Below are 19,167 nucleotides of genomic sequence, written 5' to 3'. Positions count from 1 at the left end.
TTACCAAGGCGTTTGAGCGCGTAGATAATTTGTAAAATTTTTGTAAATCCGCGTTGAGGGATAGTTTTCCCGCGTAGTTGCATTCCAAAGCACGCCCGATCGGGGGTGAATGCAGCGAACAGGGCAGGCGGCGTACACCGGCGAAAGCACTCGCACACATCGCCATGGGCATCGCTTGGACTGCGCATCTAGAGATGGATTCGCGCCGGCGCGGTACCGCGTCCAATTGCGGACATCGCCATCCGAATGCGGACAGCAAGGTGTTGCACCGGTTGCGTGCTGCCGTCGGCGTGCGTTGATCCATAAAGGTTTTTCTTTTGGACGAAACTGGCACGCCGCTTGCCATGCATGGCACATGGATATTGCAAACCCGATCTATGGCATCCGCAGACGTCGTCGCTTGCGATTCACGCTAGGCGGCGGCGTACTGGCGGTGGTTGCGCTGGCCATCCTGGTCTGGCGGCTGGGCCCGGCGCTGCCCGTGGCCGATCGCAGCAACTTGTGGATCGACACGGTCCAGCAAGGTGACATGCTGCGCGACGTGCGCGCCACCGGCACCTTGGTGCCACGTGAGATCCGGTGGTTGGCCGCTTCCACGCCGGCGCAGGTCGAAAAAATTCGGGTATGGCCAGGCGCATCGGTGCAGCCGGATACGGTGCTGATGCAGCTTTCCGATCCGCAGACCGAGGATGCACTGCGTAACGCGCAAGCGCAGGTGGCAGCGGCGCAGGCCGAGGTGGCCGCCAAGCGGGCGGAGCTTCAATCGCAATTGCTGGATCAGCGTTCCGCGCTTGCGCAAGCGCAGGCCGATTACGCTTCGGCCAAGGTCAAGGCCGACGCCGACGCCATCGCGATCAAGGTGCAGGTGATCCCGCGCGTGCAGTACGAACAGGGCCAGATTGCGCTGAAGCAATTGAACGAGCACGTGCAGATCGAGCAACAGCGCGTGGCCGCTTTCGTCGCCAGCATGAACGCGCAGCTCGATGCAGTGCAGGCCGCGCTGGTGCAGCAGCAGAGCAATCTGCAATTGCGCCAGCGTCAGGCCGATGCATTGCAGGTGAAAGCCGACATCGCTGGCGTCTTGCAGGAAGTGGCAGTGCAGGAAGGCGCACACGTTGCGGCAGGCACCAATCTCGCGCGCGTCGCCAAACCTGACGTGTTGATCGCGCGCCTGCAGGTGCCGGAAGTGCAGGCCAAGGACGTGGCGCTGGGCATGCCGGTGAGCGTGGACACCCACAACGGCTTGGCCGACGGCAAGGTGGAGCGCATCGATCCGGCCGTGCGCAACGGCAGCGTGCAGGTCGACGTGGCGCTGACCGGCACGCTGCCGCCCGGCGCGCGACCCGACCTCTCCGTGGATGGCCGCATCCTGATCGCACACTTGCACGATGTCCTTTCGGTCGGCCGTCCCGCGCTGGCGCAAGCCGATGCCGATCTCAGCCTGTTCCGCCTCGACCCGCATGACGACATCGCCACGCGAGTGCCGGTGCGTGTCGGCGTGGTCTCGGTGGATCGCGTGCAAGTACTGCGTGGCCTCAATGCTGGCGATCGGGTGATCCTTTCCGATGCCAGCCAGTGGGATAAATATGATCGCATCAACGTGAAGTAAGCAACGACGTTAACCCCTTCCCTCGTCAGGAGAAGGGAAACCACACACGCCTCAAGAATGGATCCGCCCATGACCCATCCAGCCAACGTCATCACCCTCGACGGCCTGCGCAAAGTGTTTCAGGCCGATGAGGTAGAAACGCACGCGCTCAGCGACGTGCACCTCACCATCGCACGTGGCGAATATGTTTCCATCTCCGGCCCATCGGGCTGCGGCAAGACCACCTTGCTGTCGATCCTTGGCCTGCTCGACACGGCAAGCGGCGGCCGTTATGTGCTGAACGGCCACGATGTCGCCGGACTGAACGCCGCCCAGCGCGCGCGTATCCGCAATGCGGAGATCGGTTTCATCTTCCAGGCGTTCAACTTGATCGGTGACCTTACCGTGCACGAGAACGTGGAACTGCCGCTCACCTATCGCGGCGGCATCGACACGTCCGAGCGCCGTGCGCGCGTGCAGGAGGCGTTGGAGCGCGTGGGCATGGCGCATCGCATGCGCCACTATCCAGCACAGCTTTCCGGCGGCCAGCAGCAGCGCGTGGCGGTGGCGCGTGCATTGGTGGGAAGACCGGCGATCCTGCTCGCTGACGAGCCCACCGGCAATCTCGACTCGCGCAACGGCGAGGCGGTGATGACTCTACTCGACGAGCTGCACAAGAGCGGGTCCACCCTCTGCATGGTCACCCACGATGCGCGCTACGCCGAACTCGCGCAGCGCAAGGTACGCCTGTTCGACGGCCGCGTGGTGGACGAGGAAACCTTCGACCGCCTGCGTCGTGAAGACGACTCCCGTCTGGACGCACTGATCGGCCAGCATATCGAGGCCGGCGCATGAACGTGTGGTTCGCCGAGATCTGGCTGGCGTGGCGCGCCAGCCTGCGCCGGCCCGGATTTTTGCTACTGGCAAGTGGTGTGCTGGCCTTGGGTATTGGTGCCAGTGTGGCAGTGGCCACCTTGATCCAGAACACCTTGTGGCGACCGTTGCCGGTGCCGCACCCGGAGCGGTTGGCCATACTGGGCGCCTTGCAGGACAGCGGCCATCCCGGCGGCATCTCACCGCACGAATATCAGTACCTGGACAAGCTCGATGGCGTGACGTCGGTGGCCTTGTTTCGCCCCCGCTCGACGGTGAACGTTGCGGGCGCGGGCGTGCCGGAACAGGTGCCGGTGATCTACATGGACCGCGACATGCTACACACGCTGGCACTGCAGCCAGTGTTGGGCCGTAATTTCGATGCGCAGGAAGACCGCCCGAATGGAGCACCCGCAGTCATCCTTGGGCACGGTTTCTGGCAGCGCAAATATGCCGGCGACACGCATGTGATCGGCCGTAGCCTTCGCGTGGAAGGCGTGCCGCGCATCATCGTTGGCGTGCTGCCGGCGGGTTTCAATACGGTGCTTGGATCAGGTGACGTCATGTTGCCCATGGCGCTGCCACAGGCAAGTCGCGACTACAGCCATAACGGCACCGTAGCCGTCGCGCGACTGGCGCCCGGCACCGAGATGGCGGCGGTATCCGCGCAGGTCGATGCGCGCGAGCGCGCGATGTACCGTGACATGGCGATGGGTGGCAACTGGAAGAAGCCGCGCTTCGGAGCCGAGGGTTTTGCCTCGGCCGTACAACAAGATGCGCGGCCGATGCTGCTGCTGTTCTTGGCAAGCGCATTGCTGGTGCTTTTGATCGCACTGGTCAACCTCACCAATCTGATGTTGCTGCGCGCGCTGTCGCGCAACCACGACGCCGCGGTGCGTAGCGCGCTCGGTGCATCGTTGCCGCGCTTGATGCTGCCGGCATTGGGCGAAGGCTTGCTGGTGGGCTCCGTAGGCGCGTTGCTTGGCATGATGTTGGCAACCGCGGGCCTGCTCTTGCTGCAACGTTTTATTCCTGCCGAATGGTTATGGGGCGGACAATTGCGCATCAGTGTCGCGGCATGGGCGCTGGCGTTGGCCGTAGGCTTGCTGGGCGCCGTGCTGGCGGCAGGCTTGGCGTTGTGGCGCAGCCGCAGCGCGGCTACGGTGGAGGAATTGCGCGAAGGTGGCCGCAGCGGTATCGGTGTACGCAGCGGTCGGCTTGGGCGCGTGCTGGTCGTGGCGCAGGTCGCGTTGGCGGCGATCCTGCTCAGTGGCGCCGGGGTGTTCATGCATGCGCTCTACGATGCGTCCCAATTGCGATTGGGCTTCGCCGACGACAATGTGCTCACGTTCGAGTTGAAACCGGTGCAGGCCAACTATCCGGACGTGGCCGCGATAGGAAATCTGTCGCAACGGCTGGTGCAGCGGCTGCAGGTGATACCGGGCGTCACGGACGTCGCCGTGACCACCAATCTGCCCGAGAGCGATGACATGTATGGCCAGTTCCAGGACGGCATGCGCACGGTGGATGGTAAGGAGTTCGTGGCGCAATATCACGGCATAAGTCCAGGCTTTTTCGCGCTGTTTGATATTCGGCTGCGCGAAGGACGCGACTTCACGCATGACGATACGGCAGGCAGCGAACGGGTGGCTATCGTTAGCCAGGATCTGGCGGATGCGTATTACCGGGGGCATGCCATCGGCACGATCATAAACGTGGAAGGGAACGGGGACGCGGTATGGCCAGCGCGCATCGTCGGCGTGGTGGGCAACACCATGCAGCGCGGTGCGCTGCAACCGGCGCAGCCAGTGGTGTACGTGCCGCTGATACAGGTGTCTGCGCAGAACATGGCGATCTTCCGCAGTCTGGAACCACTGCGCTTCGCCTTGCGCGGCCATGGCAACCCGATGGACTGGCAGGCCGGTGTGCGCGAGGCGTTGGCGGAAGTTGCGCCAGAGCAACCCATCGCACACCTGCGTTCGATGCACAGCATCGTGCATGCGACCACGCAGAATGCGCGGCTTAGTTTGTGGTTGATCGGTCTGTTCGCTGCACTCGCATTGCTGCTGGCAGCGACGGGCTTGTATGCGGTAGTAGCGGTGGCGGTTACCGCGCGCGAGCGCGAATTTGGCGTGCGCATGGCGTTGGGTGCAGCACCGCAACGACTGTTGAGCCTGGTGCTGCGTGGAGGCTTGATGCAGATCCTGATGGGCCTGGCGATCGGCGCAGTCGTCGCGCTTGCTGCCTCGCACGCCATGGCGGTGTTGCTGATGACACTGCTTGGACGCAGCAATGCGTTTGACCCGGTGGCGATGCTAGGTGTTTGCGTGGTGCTCGCCCTCGCCGGCTTGCTGGCTTGCCTGTTGCCAGCCTTGCGCGCGGCACGTGTTGCGCCGATGCGTGCACTAAGGGGAGAGTGAGGATGATCGTGTGGGAGCTTCGCCAGGCATGGCGTCGGCTGATGCGTCGGCCCGGTTACGCATTGCTGTCGGTGGTGGTGTTGGGCATGGGGCTGGGCGTGACGTTGTTTTTGTTTTCACTGGTCAACACGCTCATCATCGAACCGCTGCCCATACCGCAGCCGGACCGGCTGATGGCACTCGGCGAGCCATCGTCCAACGGCTCTGGCATCGAAACCCTCGACAGCGCGCAGTATCTGGACGTGCGCGACGGCATGCGCAGTGTCGATCTGATGGGCGCTTACATGGGCATCGGCGTGAGTGTGGATGAGGGTGGTGGCGCGACGTACTACACCGGCAGCCGCATGAGCGCATCCATGATGTCGTTGCTTGGCATCAAGCCGTTGCTGGGGCGCAGTCTTGCACCCTCGGATGAAACAGCCGGTGCACCGAAGGTGGCGCTACTGGGCGAAGCCTTGTGGCGGCATGGCTTGCATGCCGATCCTCGCATCATCGGTCGTGCCCTGCGCGTGGATGGCGAGTGGGTCACGGTGGTCGGCGTGCTACCCGCGCAGGCGAGCCGCCTGCCGGTGACCGACAACCAGATCTGGCTGCCGATGCACTTGCAGCCAGGAGAGCACAGCGACATCTGGGCTGTGGCGCGCCTTGCACCGGGGAGCCAGCTCGCACAAGCGCGTGCGGAACTGGATGCGTGGAACCTGCGCTTGCAGGCGGCGCTGCCGACCGATATGCGCACGCGTGGTATCACCCTCAAACCGTGGAAATACGGTTTCGTGCCCGAGGACATGCGCCGCTGGGTGTGGCTGATGTTCGGTGCGGCTACGTTGGTGTTGCTGCTGGCGTGCGTCAACGTCGCCAATCTGCAACTGGTGCAGGCCTTGCAACGGTGCCATGAGCTGGCGCTGCGCAGCGCGTTGGGCGGCGGCCGCGCACGGCTGATGGTCGGCGCGCTGCTGGAAAGCCTGCTGCTCAGCGTGGCCGCGCTGGCGTTGGCGTTGCCCGTCGTGCATGGGGGCAATCGCTGGCTCGTGGCGACCTACTTCGCCAACGCGCCAGGCGCCGCTCCCTTCATGCATTTCGGCATCGATGCACGGGTACTGGCGGCGGCGTTTGCGGCCGCGCTGCTCAGCACGGCCCTGGCCGGAATGATCCCTGCGTGGCGCGCTTCGCGCCCTGACCTGCAGGATGTGTTGCGCGACGGCGGCAAGGGCTCGGGCAGCGGTTTCGCCCGTGTGGCCAAGTCCATGGTGATGGGAGAAATCGCACTCACGATGGTGCTCTTGGTGGGTGCGGGGATGTTCGTGCACGCCGTGCGCAATGTGTTATCGCAACCGGTGGTGGGGGCATCGCACGCAGCACAGGTGCTTGCCGCCAGGGTGCTGCTGCCACCCGCCGCGTATGCCGACGATGCGCAGCGCATCCGTTTCTTCGATGCGGTCGTCGACCATCTGCACCAGCAAGCGGGCGTGGTCGATGCCACGGCATCGGATACCGTGCCCGACGCGGTGCTGGGCAGCCACGAATCCATTGCGTTGCCGGGGCAGCCCGAACCCGCGCAGGGTTGGTCGCGTGCGCAGATGGGCATCGTCGATCCGCATTTCCTCGCCACGTATGGCGTGCGTCTGCGCGAGGGCCGCTTTTTCGACGCGCGCGATCGCGCGGATAGCACGCCGGTCGCGGTGGTCGACGCCAAGATGGCCCAGGCGATGTGGCCGCATTTGGATGCGCTGGGTCGCACGCTGGTGCTTTGGCCAGGCCGCATGCACACCCTTACGCTGACCGTCGTCGGCGTGATCGAGCCGCTGCAACTGGATGGCGCGCTGGAAAAGTCGCTGCCCGGCCTGCTGCTGCCGCTGGATCAGTCGGCGGGACAGGGGCCGTTGCATAGCGTGGAGTTGGCGGTGCATACGCACCTCGCCGCCGATCACTTCGAACAGCAACTGGCGGATGCCGTGCACGCTGTCGAGCCGCAGGCGGCGGTGTACCACATGCGCAGCCAGGCGTCCGCGATGGCGCAGAGTCGTGTGGGCCTCATCGTACTCAGCAGCGTTTTCGGCGTACTGGGCCTGGTCGCATTGTTGCTGGCGGCGGCAGGTCTGTACGGCGTGCTGGCTTTTGCGGTGGCGCAGCGTACGCGCGAGATCGGTATCCGTCGCGCGATCGGCGCCGGGCACGGCGCCATCGTGCGCACGGTGGCGCGGCAACTGGCGTGGCAGCTCGGGCTCGGGCTGGGCATCGGCCTGCTGCTGGCCATACCGTGGTCGGGTGTGCTGGCCGACCCTGTGCTGCGCACGCAAGCGCACGATCCGGCCGTGTTCGTGCCCGTATTGCTGCTGGTGATCGGCGTGTCTACGCTGGCCGCATTGCTGCCGCTGCTGCGCGCGCTGCGCGTGGACCCGGCCGTCGCCTTGCGCTACGAGTGACCTTTACACTGCACGGATGAATGATCGCGTGGCACGTGAGTCGAACCCCACCATCCTGATCGCCGACGATCAGGCCGATGTGCGCGAGGCGCTGCGCCTGCTGCTGAAGGCCGAAAGCATCGCCAGCGTGGGCGTGGCCGATCCGGCCGCGGCGATGGATGCCGTGCGCAAGCGCGAGTTCGCCTGCGCGCTGATCGACTGCAACTACTCGCGTGACACCACCTCGGGCGAGGAAGGGTTGGCGTTGCTGGAAACGTTGCGCCAACTTGCTCCCGAGCTGCCGGTGGTGGCGATGACCGCATGGGGCAATGTACCGCTCACGGTGGAGGCAATGCGCCGCGGTGCTGCCGATTTCGTCGAGAAGCCGTGGGACAACGCGCGTCTGGTCAGCGTGCTGCGTGCGCAGATCGCGCTGGCCGAAAGCGCGCGCAAGCAGCGGCGTCTGGAAGCGGAGAACGCGTTGCTGCGCGGTGAGGCCGGCGAGGAACTCATCGCCGAATCGCCAGCCATGCGCCGCGTGCTGGCCCTGGTGGAGCGCATCGCGGCGAGCGACGCCAATGTACTGGTGCTCGGCGAGAACGGCACCGGCAAGGGCGTGCTAGCGCAGCGATTGCACCAGCGTTCGCCGCGCGCGGCGCGTTCGCTCGTCAAGGTGAACATGGGCGGCATCGCCGAGAGCGTGTTCGAATCGGAGCTGTTCGGCCACGTGCGCGGCGCCTACACCGATGCCAAAAGCGAACGCATCGGCCGCTTCGAACTGGCCGACGGTGGCACGCTGTTTCTCGATGAAGTGGGCAACGTACCCGCTGCGCAGCAACCAAAACTGCTGCGTGTGCTGGAGGATGGCGAGTTCGAACGCCTCGGTTCCTCGCGCACGCAAAAAATCGATGTGCGCCTGGTCTCGGCGACCAATGCCGATCTCGCGCTTGAAGTGGCCGAAGGCCGTTTTCGACGTGATTTGCTGTATCGGCTCAATACGTTGGAAGTGCATCTGCCGCCGTTGCGCGAGAGGGCCGAGGACATTCTGCCGCTGGCGCGCAGCTTCCTCATGCGCAACGCCGCGCGCTATGGACGCGACGGATTGCGCTTGGCGCCGTCGGCCGAGCGTGCGCTGACGGGTTGGCGCTGGCCCGGCAATGTGCGCGAGCTGCAACATCTGATGGAACGCGCGGCGCTGCTGGCCGAGCACGATGAAGTAAGCGCGGCGGCATTGGCGTTTGGCCAATCCACCCCGCAACCGGCCGCTGATCTGGACGGTATGACGCTGGAGCAAGCCGAAGCGCATCTGGTGCAGCGCGCACTGGGGCGCTTCGACGGCAACCTGCAACGCGCCGCCGACGCGCTGGGGATTACCCGCCAGTCGCTGTATCGCCGGCTGGAAAAACACGAGCTGCGCGACGCGAGCGGCGATGCCGACTGAATCCCCCGCGCAACGCGCAGGTCGCATGCCGCGCTTCGAGCGGCGCGTGCTCTTGGGCAGCCTGCTGGCGGCGATGCCGGCGTTGCTTGTCGCGTTGGCGCTCGCCTTGACGCCATGGGGTGATTCGTTGCGCTGGGCGTGCGTCGGCGCGGCCATCATCGCCACGCTGCTGTTGGTGCGCTGGCAGTACCGGCGCGTAGTGTTTCCCCTGTACACGCTGTCGGGCTTGCTCGAAGCCTTGCGTCACGGTGATTACAGCCTGCGCGGCGTGCAGGGAGGCGTGCTGGGCGATGCGATCTATGACATCAACGCGCTGGCCGAGCGCTTGCAGCACGAACGACTGCAGTTCGAGGAATCGTCCTACCTGCTCGGCAAGACGTTGGCGGCCTTGGACAGCGCCGTGTTCGTGTTCGACGAGCAGCACCGGCTGCGGCTGCTCAATCCCGCCGCACAACGCCTGCTGGATGCCAAGCGCCACCGCCTGTTCGGTCGCAGCGCGGCAGAGCTCGGCCTTGCATCACTGTTGGAAGGGCCCAGTGCACGCCTGCTCACGCATGCGTTCCCCGGTCGCAGCGGTCGCTTCGATGTGCGTCGCACAGGGCTGCGCAGTGACGGTCGTGGCGGCCAATTGCTGGTCGTGAACGACGTAGGCCGCGTGCTGCGCGAAGAAGAACGCCTGGCATGGCAACGCCTGTTGCGTGTGCTTGGCCACGAGGTGAACAACTCGTTGGCACCGATCCAGTCGATGGCGGGCACGCTGGCGACGCTGGCCTCGCGTGAGCCGCTGCCGGACGACTGGCGCGAGGATTTCTGTGGCGGACTCGAGCTCATCGGTCATCGCGCCGAAGCGCTGACGCGTTTCCTCGCCCGTTACAGCACACTGGCACGTCTGCCGCCGCCACAGCCGCGCGCCGTGGATCTGTCCGTGTGGCTAGTCAGGCTGGCGAAGCTGGAGCACCGTCTGCCGGTGATCGTGGAAGCAGGCGAGCCGCTGACGGTCGACGCCGATCCCGACCAACTCGAACAAGCACTCATCAATCTGCTGCGCAACGCGGTGGACGCATCACTGCCCGACGGCGGTGTACGTCTGCGCTGGCGTCGCCAGGCCGAACGCATCCTCATCGAGGTGGAAGACGACGGTCCTGGTCCGCCACCGACCGACAACTTGTTTGTACCGTTTTTCACCACCAAACCGGGTGGCTCCGGCATCGGCCTCACGCTCGCTCGGCAGATTGCCGAAGCGCACGATGGCGGCATCACATTGATCGCGCGCAAGGATGCACCCGGTGCGTTGGCGCAGCTGTGGTTGCCAAGCCGTCCATCGGCAACCGATGAGGACTGAGCATCGTTCGTGTGCGCCACCGGCGAGGGTTGGGCGATCAACCGGCGTTATCGAGGCTACGGCAACGAACGAATCATCATTCACATCGAATCGTTGATCGACAACGTCGGGCCGGTGGTCGCCCGCATGCCTTCACGCTTGTAATGTTCTGAGGCCATCCTCCATGCGCCGGAACGAGGCCATTTGGCACCCTTGCCGGCGTTTTCGAGCGGGGGGAGAATCCTCCTGATCGCCCGCAATGGGCGACGTGCATGACTTCACAGGGGAAAGGGTATGCATCAGCGTCGCATCGCGCGTCTGCGCCGGAACCGTTTGGCCAAAGGCATCGTCCTGGCGCTGACGCCTGTGGTGCTGCTGGCTGCAGTCAGCCAAGCCGCTTTCGCTCAGTGCACAGTGGCCAGTCCGGTGATTACCTGTGCGGCTGGCACCAATACCAACTCCTACGCCAGCAGCATCGGCAACGTGGTCGTGAACGTGCAGGGCGCCTCGGGCGGCCTGAGCGCCGCCGTGCTCAGCGTGCCGCCGATCGTGGGTGGCGAGGCGCTGACCTTGAATGGCAATGGCATCACGCTGAACAACCAGGGTGTGATCGATCCGGTTGTCAACGGCGGCCTCGACTTGGCCGCCTCGGGTGCGGTTCTGGGCAATAGCGCAGGTAACGCCATTGCGGTCAACAACCAGGCCGGCGGTGTGATCAACGGAGTGGTGAATATCGCCTCGCTGAATGGCTTTGGCGGCCAGGCGCTGATCATTCAGAACGGCCAGAATGGTATCGCGACGGTGCAGAACAGCGGCAGCATCGGCATGTCGATTTTCGGTGTCGGCACGTTCACCGCGGCCGATGCGCCGGCCATCCTCAGCTACGGTGGCGGCGCGGTGAATTTCACCAACGCCGCTAACGCCACGATCACTGGCCGCATTGGTTTTCTTGCGCCCACTGGCACCGGCGCGCAAAACATTTTCCTGAATGCCGGCACGATCAACGGCAGTGTCTATCTCGGCAACACACCCAGTGGAAACGTGTTCACGGCGGTATCCGGCTCCAGCGTCAACGACGACGGTGTCGCGACAGCCGGTACGGTGACGGCTGGCACCGCCACGGTGAATTTCGCCGCGACCGGCAAAGTGGATGCCGGTTCGGGCAGCAACAACATGCTGGTGCTGCAGAATTCGGCGACCGGAACAGGTTCGGGCACGGGCGGCCCGGTAACCACCATCAGCGCCAGCAATTACCTGGATTTCCAGGATCTCACCGTCAACAGCGGTACCTGGAATCTGCAGGGCAATCTTGTCAGCGGGAGTACCGCGATCAACGACGGCCTGGTCAATTTCAACAGCGCCGGCGTATTCGGCACGCATTTGACGGTTAGCGGCGGCGGGATCGAAGCGGCCGTGTCGGGCTTGAACGTGGCCGACACGATTGCTCTCGGCGCGAATTTTTCGCTGGAAGGCACCAATGCGTTCACGCTGAGTGGCGTGATCTCCGACAACGGTCCACTCACTGGCGCACTGACCATCAGCGATACCGCGCCGATTACCTTGAGCGCGGTCAATACCTTCAGCGGTGGCGTAACCCTGATGTCCGGCGGCCTGGTTCTGGGCAGCGCCGCATCGATGGGTACCGGTGCCTTGAGCGTGAACGGCAGTGCATCGCTCGATACAACGAGTGCGTTGAGTCTTGTCAACGCCATCCAGATCAATGCGGGCACCTTGGCGCTGCTGGGCAGTAATCCGCTTAGCTTGGCAGGTGGCTTGTCCGGTGCAGGCAGCATCAGCTGGAACGGCGCGGGCACGCTGAACCTGGTCAGCATGGATAGTCTCAGCGGCAGCTTCTTGCTCAATAGCGGCACGCTGGCAGTAGGAGCGGGCGGCGTGTTGTCACCGACCGGCGCGATCAGCCTTGCCGCCGGTACCACGCTCGATCTTTCGTTGGGTGGCAATCAAAGCATCGGCTCGCTGGCCGGTGTGGGGGGAACTGTCAATCTGGGCGTCAACATGCTCACGCTCAACGGCTTGGGCAATACCATGTTCAACGGCTCCATCACGGGTTTGGGCGGCTTGGTGAAACTCGGGACCGGTATCCAGACACTGGGTGGCGTCAGCGTCTTCACCGGTGGCACGGACTTGATCGGCGGCGGGCTCTTGCTCGGCAATAACAGCGCGATGGGCACGGGCACCGTGACGGTGGGCGGCCAGGTAAGCATGGACGGCACGGCTGCGCTGACGCTGACCAACAATTTCGTTATCAACGGCGCAAGCAATGACCTGGATTTCCTCGGCGGCCAGCCGATCACCTTGAACGGCACCGTCGCCGGCACGGGCAGCGTGATCAAGGACGGCGCGTCGGCGCTGATCTTGAATGGCGCCAACAGCTTTGATGGCTTGAACCTCAGAGCCGGCGAAGTGGTGCTGGGCAGCAGCCTGGGACTTGGCACCGGTGCGCTGAGCGTAAGCGGCAATGCATCGCTAATAGGATCGCTGGCGTTGTCCGTGGCCAACAACATCAATCTCGCCGGCGGCAGCGTGCTTACCCTCCCGCTCGACAATGCGCTGACCTTGAACGGTGCCGTGAGCGGCATCGGCAGCCTGAACATGGATGGATCGAGCACGCTGACCTTGAATGGCGCCAGCACTTTCAGCGGCGACCTGATCGTCACTAGCGGCACGGTCGCCATGGGCGCGCTGGGTTCGTTGTCGACGAATGTCGACGTGGATTTGGCGGCGGGGGGCACCCTGGATCTTTCCGGCGGCGGCAACCAGACCGTCGGCGAATTGTTCGGCACTGGCGGCACCGTCAATCTCGGCGCCAATACGCTCACCTTCGGCGACGTCACCAATCAATCCTTCGCTGGCTTGATCGAAGGCTCCGGCGGGTTGGTGAAAGTCGGTGACGGCGTGGAAACGCTTAGCGGCAGCAATACCTTCACGGGCGGCGTAGTGCTGTCGCAGGGCGGCCTGCTGATCGGCAACAACAGTGCGCTGGGCACTGGCGTGCTGACGGTAAACGGTGCGCTCGGTACCAGCCTGGGCACGACGACGAGCGTGACGTTGGCCAACAACGTGGTGCTGGGTCCCGGCAGCGTTTTGCAACTGTTTGGCAGTCAGGCGCTCACGCTCAATGGGGTGATCAGCAACGGCGGCAGCCTGCTTCAGGACGGCAGCGGTGTGCTGACGTTGAATGGCGCCAACACCTTTACCGGTGGCGTGCAGCTCGATGCGGGCAGCGTGGTGCTCGGCAACGCACAGGCGCTTGGATCCGGCACTCTGAGCGTCAACGGCGATAGCTCACTGAGTGAAACCACAGCGCTGACGCTGAACAACGCGGTCGACCTGGGTACGGGTGTCGGGCTGAGCGTGGACGGTTCGCAGAATCTCACTCTCAACGGCACCATCACCGGCAGCGGCGCGTTGATCAAGAACGGCAGCACGACGCTCACGCTCAATGGCAATAACAATTTCAGCGGTGGCGTGGCCTTGAACGGCGGCGTGCTGCTGCTGGGCAATAGCAACGCCTTGGGCAGTGGCGTGTTGAATGTCGGCGGTGCGGCGGCGCTGGATGGGAGCACGGGTACGCTCGATCTGGCCAACAACATCAATCTCGCCGCCGCGCTGACGCTCGCGGGCAACCAGCAGATGACGCTGGACGGTGCGATTTCCGGTGCCGGAGGCTTGATCAAGAATGGCCCCGACACGCTTATCCTCAATGGTGCCAATACCTTCAGTGGCGGCCTCACCATCAATGTGGGCACGGTGCAGTTGGGTGCGAATGGCAGCATCAACAGCAGCAGTGCCTTGGTTCTGGATGGACTGGGCGCGGCCTTCGATCTGTCTGACGCCAACGGCACCCAGACCATCGGCGATCTATCGGGCTTTGCTGGCAGCTCGCTCTTGCTCGGTGCCAATTCGCTGGTCTTCGGCACCCTCGACAATGCGATCTTCGGCGGCACCATCAGCGGCACCGGCGGCTTGATCAAGCAGGGCACCGGCACCGAGACGCTGACGGGCGCCAATGTATTTACCGGCGGACTCACCATCGACGCCGGCACGGTCGCGGTGGGCAGTGGCGGCGGATTGGCAGGCAGCACGGCGGTCAACCTGGCCGTTGCCGGCGCGAGCTTCGATATCTCCAGCGGCGGCAATCAGGCGATCGGATCGTTGAGCGGCGTCGCCGGCACCAGCGTTGCGTTGGGAGGCAACAACTTGATGCTTGGCGGTATCGGCGACACCGACTTCGACGGTTCGATCAGCGGTACCGGCGGCTTGATCAAGAACGGTTCCGGTACGCAAACCTTGAACGGCACCAGCGCGTTCAGTGGCGGCATTGCGTTCAATGCGGGCGGCTTGATCGTCGGCAACAACAGCGCATTAGGCACCGGCGCGGTAAACGTAAATGGTGCGGTGACACTGGCGGCCAGTAGCAGCGGCGTCGATCTGGGTAACAACGTGGTGTTGGGTACGGGGGCGGGATTGACCGTGCAGGGCGGCAACGCGTTGACCCTGGGCGGCGTCATTTCCGGTGGCGGCAGCCTCACCGTGAACAGCAGTTCCACGCTTACGCTGACCGGTGCGAATACGTATACCGGCGGTACCACGATTTTGTCAGGCACGTTGGCGATCGGTGCGGGCGGCAGTTTGTCGGCCACCGGCGCGGTCACCATGGCTGGCAGCGGCACGCTGGATATTTCTGGTGGCGGCAACCAGACCATCGGTTCGCTGGCCGGTGCCTCCGGCAACGTCAGTCTTGGCGGCAATACGCTGACGCTCGGCGGCGTAGGCGATACCGCTTTCGGCGGCGTGGTCAGCGGCAGCGGTGGCTTAGTCAAGAATGGTGCCGGGGTGCAAACCCTGGACGGCGCCAGCACCTTCAGCGGCGGTGTGACGCTCAACGCCGGTGGCTTGATCGTCGGCAACAACAGTGCGCTGGGCACCGGCGCACTTACCGTAGGTGGCAATGCGTCGCTGGATTCTGACACTGCCGTCACGCTCAATAACAACATCAATCTCAACGCCGCACTGATCGTGGAAGGTAGCAACGCGCTTACGCTCAATGGCGTGCTGTCTGGCAGCGGCAGTTTGGATAAGGAAGGTTCGGCAACGCTGACCTTGAACGGCGTCAACACGTATACCGGCGGCACCTTTATCGATTCGGGCACGCTGGCGCTGGGCGCTGGTGCGAGCCTGGATGGTAGCGGTTTCGTCAATCTGGCCACTGGCGCCACGCTGGATCTGTCCGCCGGTAGTGGAACGCAGAACATCGGCACGCTTAGCGGCGGTGGCGTGGTCGATCTTGGCGCGAACGACACGACGGTAGGAGGCGCCACTAACGGTGTGTTCAGCGGTTCGATCACCGGTACCGGCGGCTTGATCAAGCAGGGCACCGGCACTGAAACGCTGACCGGTACCAATACCTTCACCGGCGGCACCACCATCGACGCAGGTACGCTGGCGATCGGTGCCGGCGGCAGTCTCGCGGGCACGGGTGCGGTGATTCTGGCCGCTGCCGGCACGGGTTTCGATATCTCCGCCGGCGGCAATCAATCCATCGGTTCCTTGAGCGGCGTGGCCGGCAGCACCGTCAGTCTCGGCGGCAACACGCTGATGCTTGGCGGTGTCGGCAATGCGACGTTCGCCGGTTCGATCACCGGTACCGGCGGCCTGATCAAGAATGGTCCCGGCGTGCAGACCTTGGACGGTGCCAGCAGCTTCAGCGGCGGCGTGGCGCTCAATGCGGGCGGCTTGATCCTCGGCAACAACAGTGCGCTGGGCGTCGGCGGGCTGGCGGTCAACGGTGCCAGCACCTTGGATGCGGCGACGGCGGTGACCGTGGCCAATGACATCGCACTCAACGGCAATGCCGGGCTGGATGTGCTGGGTTCCAATGCGATCACGCTCAACGGCGTGATCGCGGGAACGGGTTCGTTGACGAAGAACGGCGCGGGGACATTGACGTTGGACGGCGCCGACAGCTACACGGGCGGCACTACGATCAACGACGGCACCTTGTCGATGGCTCTGGGCGGAAGCCTTGCAGCCACCGGCGCCGTGAGTTTGAGCGGCGGCGGCACGCTGGATATCTCCAACGGCGGCAATCAAAGCATCGGTTCGCTCGATGGTGTCACCGGCAATGTCACGCTGGGCAACAACAACCTCACGCTCAACGGCGTGGGCGATACCAGCTTTGGCGGCGTCATCAGCGGCAATGGCGGCGTGATCAAGAACGGTTCGGGCGTGCAGACTTTGGGCGGTGCGAACACGTTCAGCGGTGGCGTCGCGCTCAATGCCGGCGGCCTGGTGGTCGGCAACGCTACGGCGCTCGGTTCTGGCGCATTGAATGTCGGCGGTGCAGTGTCGCTGGATGCGAGCGGTGCAGTCAGCGCCGCCAACAACGTCAACCTCGCAGCAGGCAGTTCGCTCGACGTGCTCGGCGGCAATGCGCTCACGCTGAGCGGCACGATCGCCGGTAGCGGCAGCCTGATCAAGGACGGCATCGCCACCCTGACGTTGACGGGCGCCAATACCTACACGGGCGGCACGACCATCAACAACGGTACGCTGGCCATCGGCGCGGGCGGCAGCCTTGCCGCAACGGGTGCGGTCGTGCTTGCCGACAACGGCACGTTGGATATTTCCAATGCAAACAGCAATCAGAGCATCGGCGTGCTGGCGGGTACGGGTGGCGCGATCACACTTGGCACCAATTCGCTGGGCTTTGGCGACGCAAGCGATCAGAGTTTCAGCGGCGCCATCAGCGGCTCGGGTGCGCTGTTCAAGTACGGCAACGGCATCGAAACGCTAAACGGCAACAGTAGCTACAGCGGTGGCACCGTGCTCAATGCCGGTGGTCTGATTGTCGGCAACAACAACGCGTTAGGTACCGGTACGCTCACGGTCGCGGCCGATGCAACGCTGGATAGCGCAGGCGCCATCACGCTTGCCAACGATGTGGATCTCGGTGCAGGCACGACGCTTACGCTTCCTGGCGCGGGCGCGCTGAGCTTCAGCGGAACGGTGAGTGGTGCGGGTAACCTGATCAAGAACGGAAGCGCCACGCTGAGCCTCGATGGCGATAACACATTCACCGGTGGCGTGCTCATGAACGGCGGCACGCTCGATCTGGGCAACGATCATGCACTGGGTAGCGGCGCGTTGACGGTGAATGCATCGGTGGCGCTGCAATCGAGCACGGCAGTAGCGGTGGCCAATGCCGTGGTGTTGAATGCGGGCTCGACCCTGGCCGTTTCAGGTAACGCAAACAGTATTGCATTGAGCGGTGTGATTTCCGGCGCAGGCAAGCTGACGGTGAGCGGCGCATCGGCCATGACGCTAAGCGGATCCAACACCTTCAGCGGCGGCCTCACCTTGCAGGGCGGCAACCTGCAACTGGGCAACGACAACGCGCTCGGCACCGGTGCATTGACCGTGGCCGCCGCGTCGACGCTCGGTGCCACGACGGCGCTGAATGTGACAGCCAACATCGCCCTCAACAGCGCGCTCACGGAAAGCGGCGATCAATCGCTCACGCTCAACGGGACGCTTTCCGGTGCCGGCGGCCTGACAAAAGCCGGTACGGGTACGTTGACGCTCGATAGCGTAAACACGTACACCGGTGCAACCACCGTTAGCGCGGGCACGCTCGAAGTGGGCGATAGCCATTCCGCCAATGCATCGATCTCCAGCGACGTCACCGTACAAAACGCAGGTACGCTGCGTGGTCATGGCACGATCGACGGCAATGTCGTAAGCGACGGTATCCTGTGGCCGGGCGGGTCGGTCGGTACGCTCACCATCGACGGCAATTACAGGCAAAACGCCGGCGGTACGATGCAATTCGACATCACACCGACGCAGGCGTCGTCGCTGATCGTCAGCGGCAACGCCGTGCTGGGCGGCACACTCGATCTGATTTTCGCGCCGGGTACCTATAGCGCCGACACCTTTACCTTGGTGAAGGCCGGCTCGTTGAGCGGCACCTTCGCAACGGTCAATTCCACCGTGCCCGGTTCGCTCAAATCGCAAATTACCTACAGTGCGACAGAAACGCAGCTCGTCCTGTCGACGGCGCAGTCGCAGACAACGCCTCCGTCGCCGCCATCGCCACCGGCCAGCGTGAAAATACCGCCGCTCGACGGCAGTTTGTACGGCAATATGATGCGCGCCGTGAACATCGCCGCGCAGCAGGATATGAGCAGCGTGCTCGACGTGGCGTTGATGCCGCGCGGCACCCAATGCGATGGCGACCATGCCGCAGCGATGCAGAACGTGGCCTCATCGTGCGGAACGGGCGCATGGGCGCAATACACCGGTTCCAGTCTTTCGCTGGATGGCGCCGACGGTTCGAACAGCACGACATTCGGGCTGTTGGGTGGCGCCGACTACGCATTTGGCGACGTCATTCACGCTGGTGCGGAAGCTGGCGTGGGGCAGGTGAACGGCAATGATCCGCTCGGCGGTAACGGCCGTGTCGAGAGCGTACATGGCGGCGTGTATACGTATGCCGATGCCGGCCCGACCGTGCTGACCGCGGCGATCGACGGCATGCACGACGAGTACCACTTCCGTCGCGCTACCGGCATCGGCACCGCCACCGCCACACCGAGTGGCAGCATGCTGTCGGCAGCGCTGCAGGCGGCGTGGCCACTGCAGCTGTCGCAATGGCGTCTTACGCCGAAAGTCGGTGCTTTGTATCAGCAGCAGACGTTGAACGGCTTCAGCGAAACCTTGTTCAGCAGCAACGCCAACGCGTCGAGCTTCCCGGTCGATGGCTCAAGTCATCGCTACGACGCATTGCTGCCTTACGCGGCGATGGCAATCGAACATAGCTTCGTCGCGCACGGCGTGGCCTATGTGCCGCAACTAAGCTTCGGTTATCGCTACGACACGCACGAAAGCGCCACACCGATCGTGCAGGTCGCCGCACAGGACGGCACCTTGTTCGCGTTGCCGGGCGCCATGCAAGGGCGGGGTCTGGGCACCGCCAGCGCGCGCATCATGGCCCAAGCGGGCGCATCATGGGGTCTGTATGCGGACTACCAAACGTTCTTCGGTAGCCACTTGCGCGACAACGCGTTGAGCGTGGGATTCACCATGCACTTCTGACGAAC

The 19,167-nt window shown here is 64.1% G+C and carries 8 protein-coding genes; all 8 read left to right on the top strand.

Features of this window, described 5'->3' with window-relative positions:
- The first annotated feature begins 355 nt into the window (after positions 1-355).
- The 8 genes from DWU98_RS19075 to DWU98_RS19045 all read left to right on the top strand — a co-directional run bounded on the left by DWU98_RS19075 (position 356) and on the right by DWU98_RS19045 (position 19,162).
- Positions 356-1,609: an efflux RND transporter periplasmic adaptor subunit gene (locus tag DWU98_RS19075; RefSeq protein WP_115497171.1), complete on the top strand. Its 1,254-nt coding sequence runs from the start codon at positions 356-358 to the stop codon at positions 1,607-1,609.
- Positions 1,610-1,678: 69 nt separating this feature from the next.
- The gene (locus DWU98_RS19070; RefSeq protein WP_115497170.1) at positions 1,679-2,443 is read left to right on the top strand and encodes an ABC transporter ATP-binding protein; all 765 of its coding nucleotides are present in this window, start codon (positions 1,679-1,681) and stop codon (positions 2,441-2,443) included.
- Positions 2,440-4,881, top strand: a complete 2,442-nt coding sequence (locus DWU98_RS19065; RefSeq protein ID WP_115497169.1) for an ADOP family duplicated permease — start codon at positions 2,440-2,442, stop codon at positions 4,879-4,881. The genes DWU98_RS19070 and DWU98_RS19065 overlap by 4 nt, the downstream gene beginning before the upstream one ends.
- A gap of 2 nt (positions 4,882-4,883) precedes the next feature.
- The gene (locus tag DWU98_RS19060; RefSeq protein WP_115497168.1) at positions 4,884-7,304 is read left to right on the top strand and encodes an ADOP family duplicated permease; all 2,421 of its coding nucleotides are present in this window, start codon (positions 4,884-4,886) and stop codon (positions 7,302-7,304) included.
- Positions 7,305-7,332: 28 nt separating this feature from the next.
- On the top strand, positions 7,333-8,724 hold the full coding sequence (locus DWU98_RS19055; RefSeq protein ID WP_230474943.1) for a sigma-54-dependent transcriptional regulator: 1,392 nt from the start codon (positions 7,333-7,335) through the stop codon (positions 8,722-8,724).
- Positions 8,714-10,066: a sensor histidine kinase gene (locus DWU98_RS19050; protein ID WP_230474942.1), complete on the top strand. Its 1,353-nt coding sequence runs from the start codon at positions 8,714-8,716 to the stop codon at positions 10,064-10,066. Before DWU98_RS19055 ends, DWU98_RS19050 begins: the two co-directional genes overlap by 11 nt.
- A 9-nt stretch (positions 10,067-10,075) precedes the next feature.
- On the top strand, positions 10,076-10,210 hold the full coding sequence (locus tag DWU98_RS22450; protein WP_268990249.1) for a hypothetical protein: 135 nt from the start codon (positions 10,076-10,078) through the stop codon (positions 10,208-10,210).
- A 129-nt stretch (positions 10,211-10,339) separates the two neighbouring features.
- Complete coding sequence (locus DWU98_RS19045) at positions 10,340-19,162, top strand: autotransporter-associated beta strand repeat-containing protein (protein WP_115497165.1); 8,823 nt, start codon at positions 10,340-10,342, stop codon at positions 19,160-19,162.
- Positions 19,163-19,167 lie beyond the last annotated feature (5 nt).

This window comes from Dyella monticola (genome assembly GCF_003363155.1).
Classification (GTDB): domain Bacteria; phylum Pseudomonadota; class Gammaproteobacteria; order Xanthomonadales; family Rhodanobacteraceae; genus Dyella_B; species Dyella_B monticola.
This window is presented reverse-complemented; position numbering and strand designations above follow the sequence as displayed.

Coding starts and splice junctions, on each gene's coding strand:
- DWU98_RS19070 (WP_115497170.1), top strand. CDS start 1,679: ATGACCCATCCAGCCAACGTCATCACCCTCGACGGCCTGCGCAAAGTG.
- DWU98_RS19060 (WP_115497168.1), top strand. CDS start 4,884: ATGATCGTGTGGGAGCTTCGCCAGGCATGGCGTCGGCTGATGCGTCGG.
- DWU98_RS19075 (WP_115497171.1), top strand. CDS start 356: ATGGATATTGCAAACCCGATCTATGGCATCCGCAGACGTCGTCGCTTG.
- DWU98_RS19065 (WP_115497169.1), top strand. CDS start 2,440: ATGAACGTGTGGTTCGCCGAGATCTGGCTGGCGTGGCGCGCCAGCCTG.
- DWU98_RS19050 (WP_230474942.1), top strand. CDS start 8,714: ATGCCGACTGAATCCCCCGCGCAACGCGCAGGTCGCATGCCGCGCTTC.
- DWU98_RS19045 (WP_115497165.1), top strand. CDS start 10,340: ATGCATCAGCGTCGCATCGCGCGTCTGCGCCGGAACCGTTTGGCCAAA.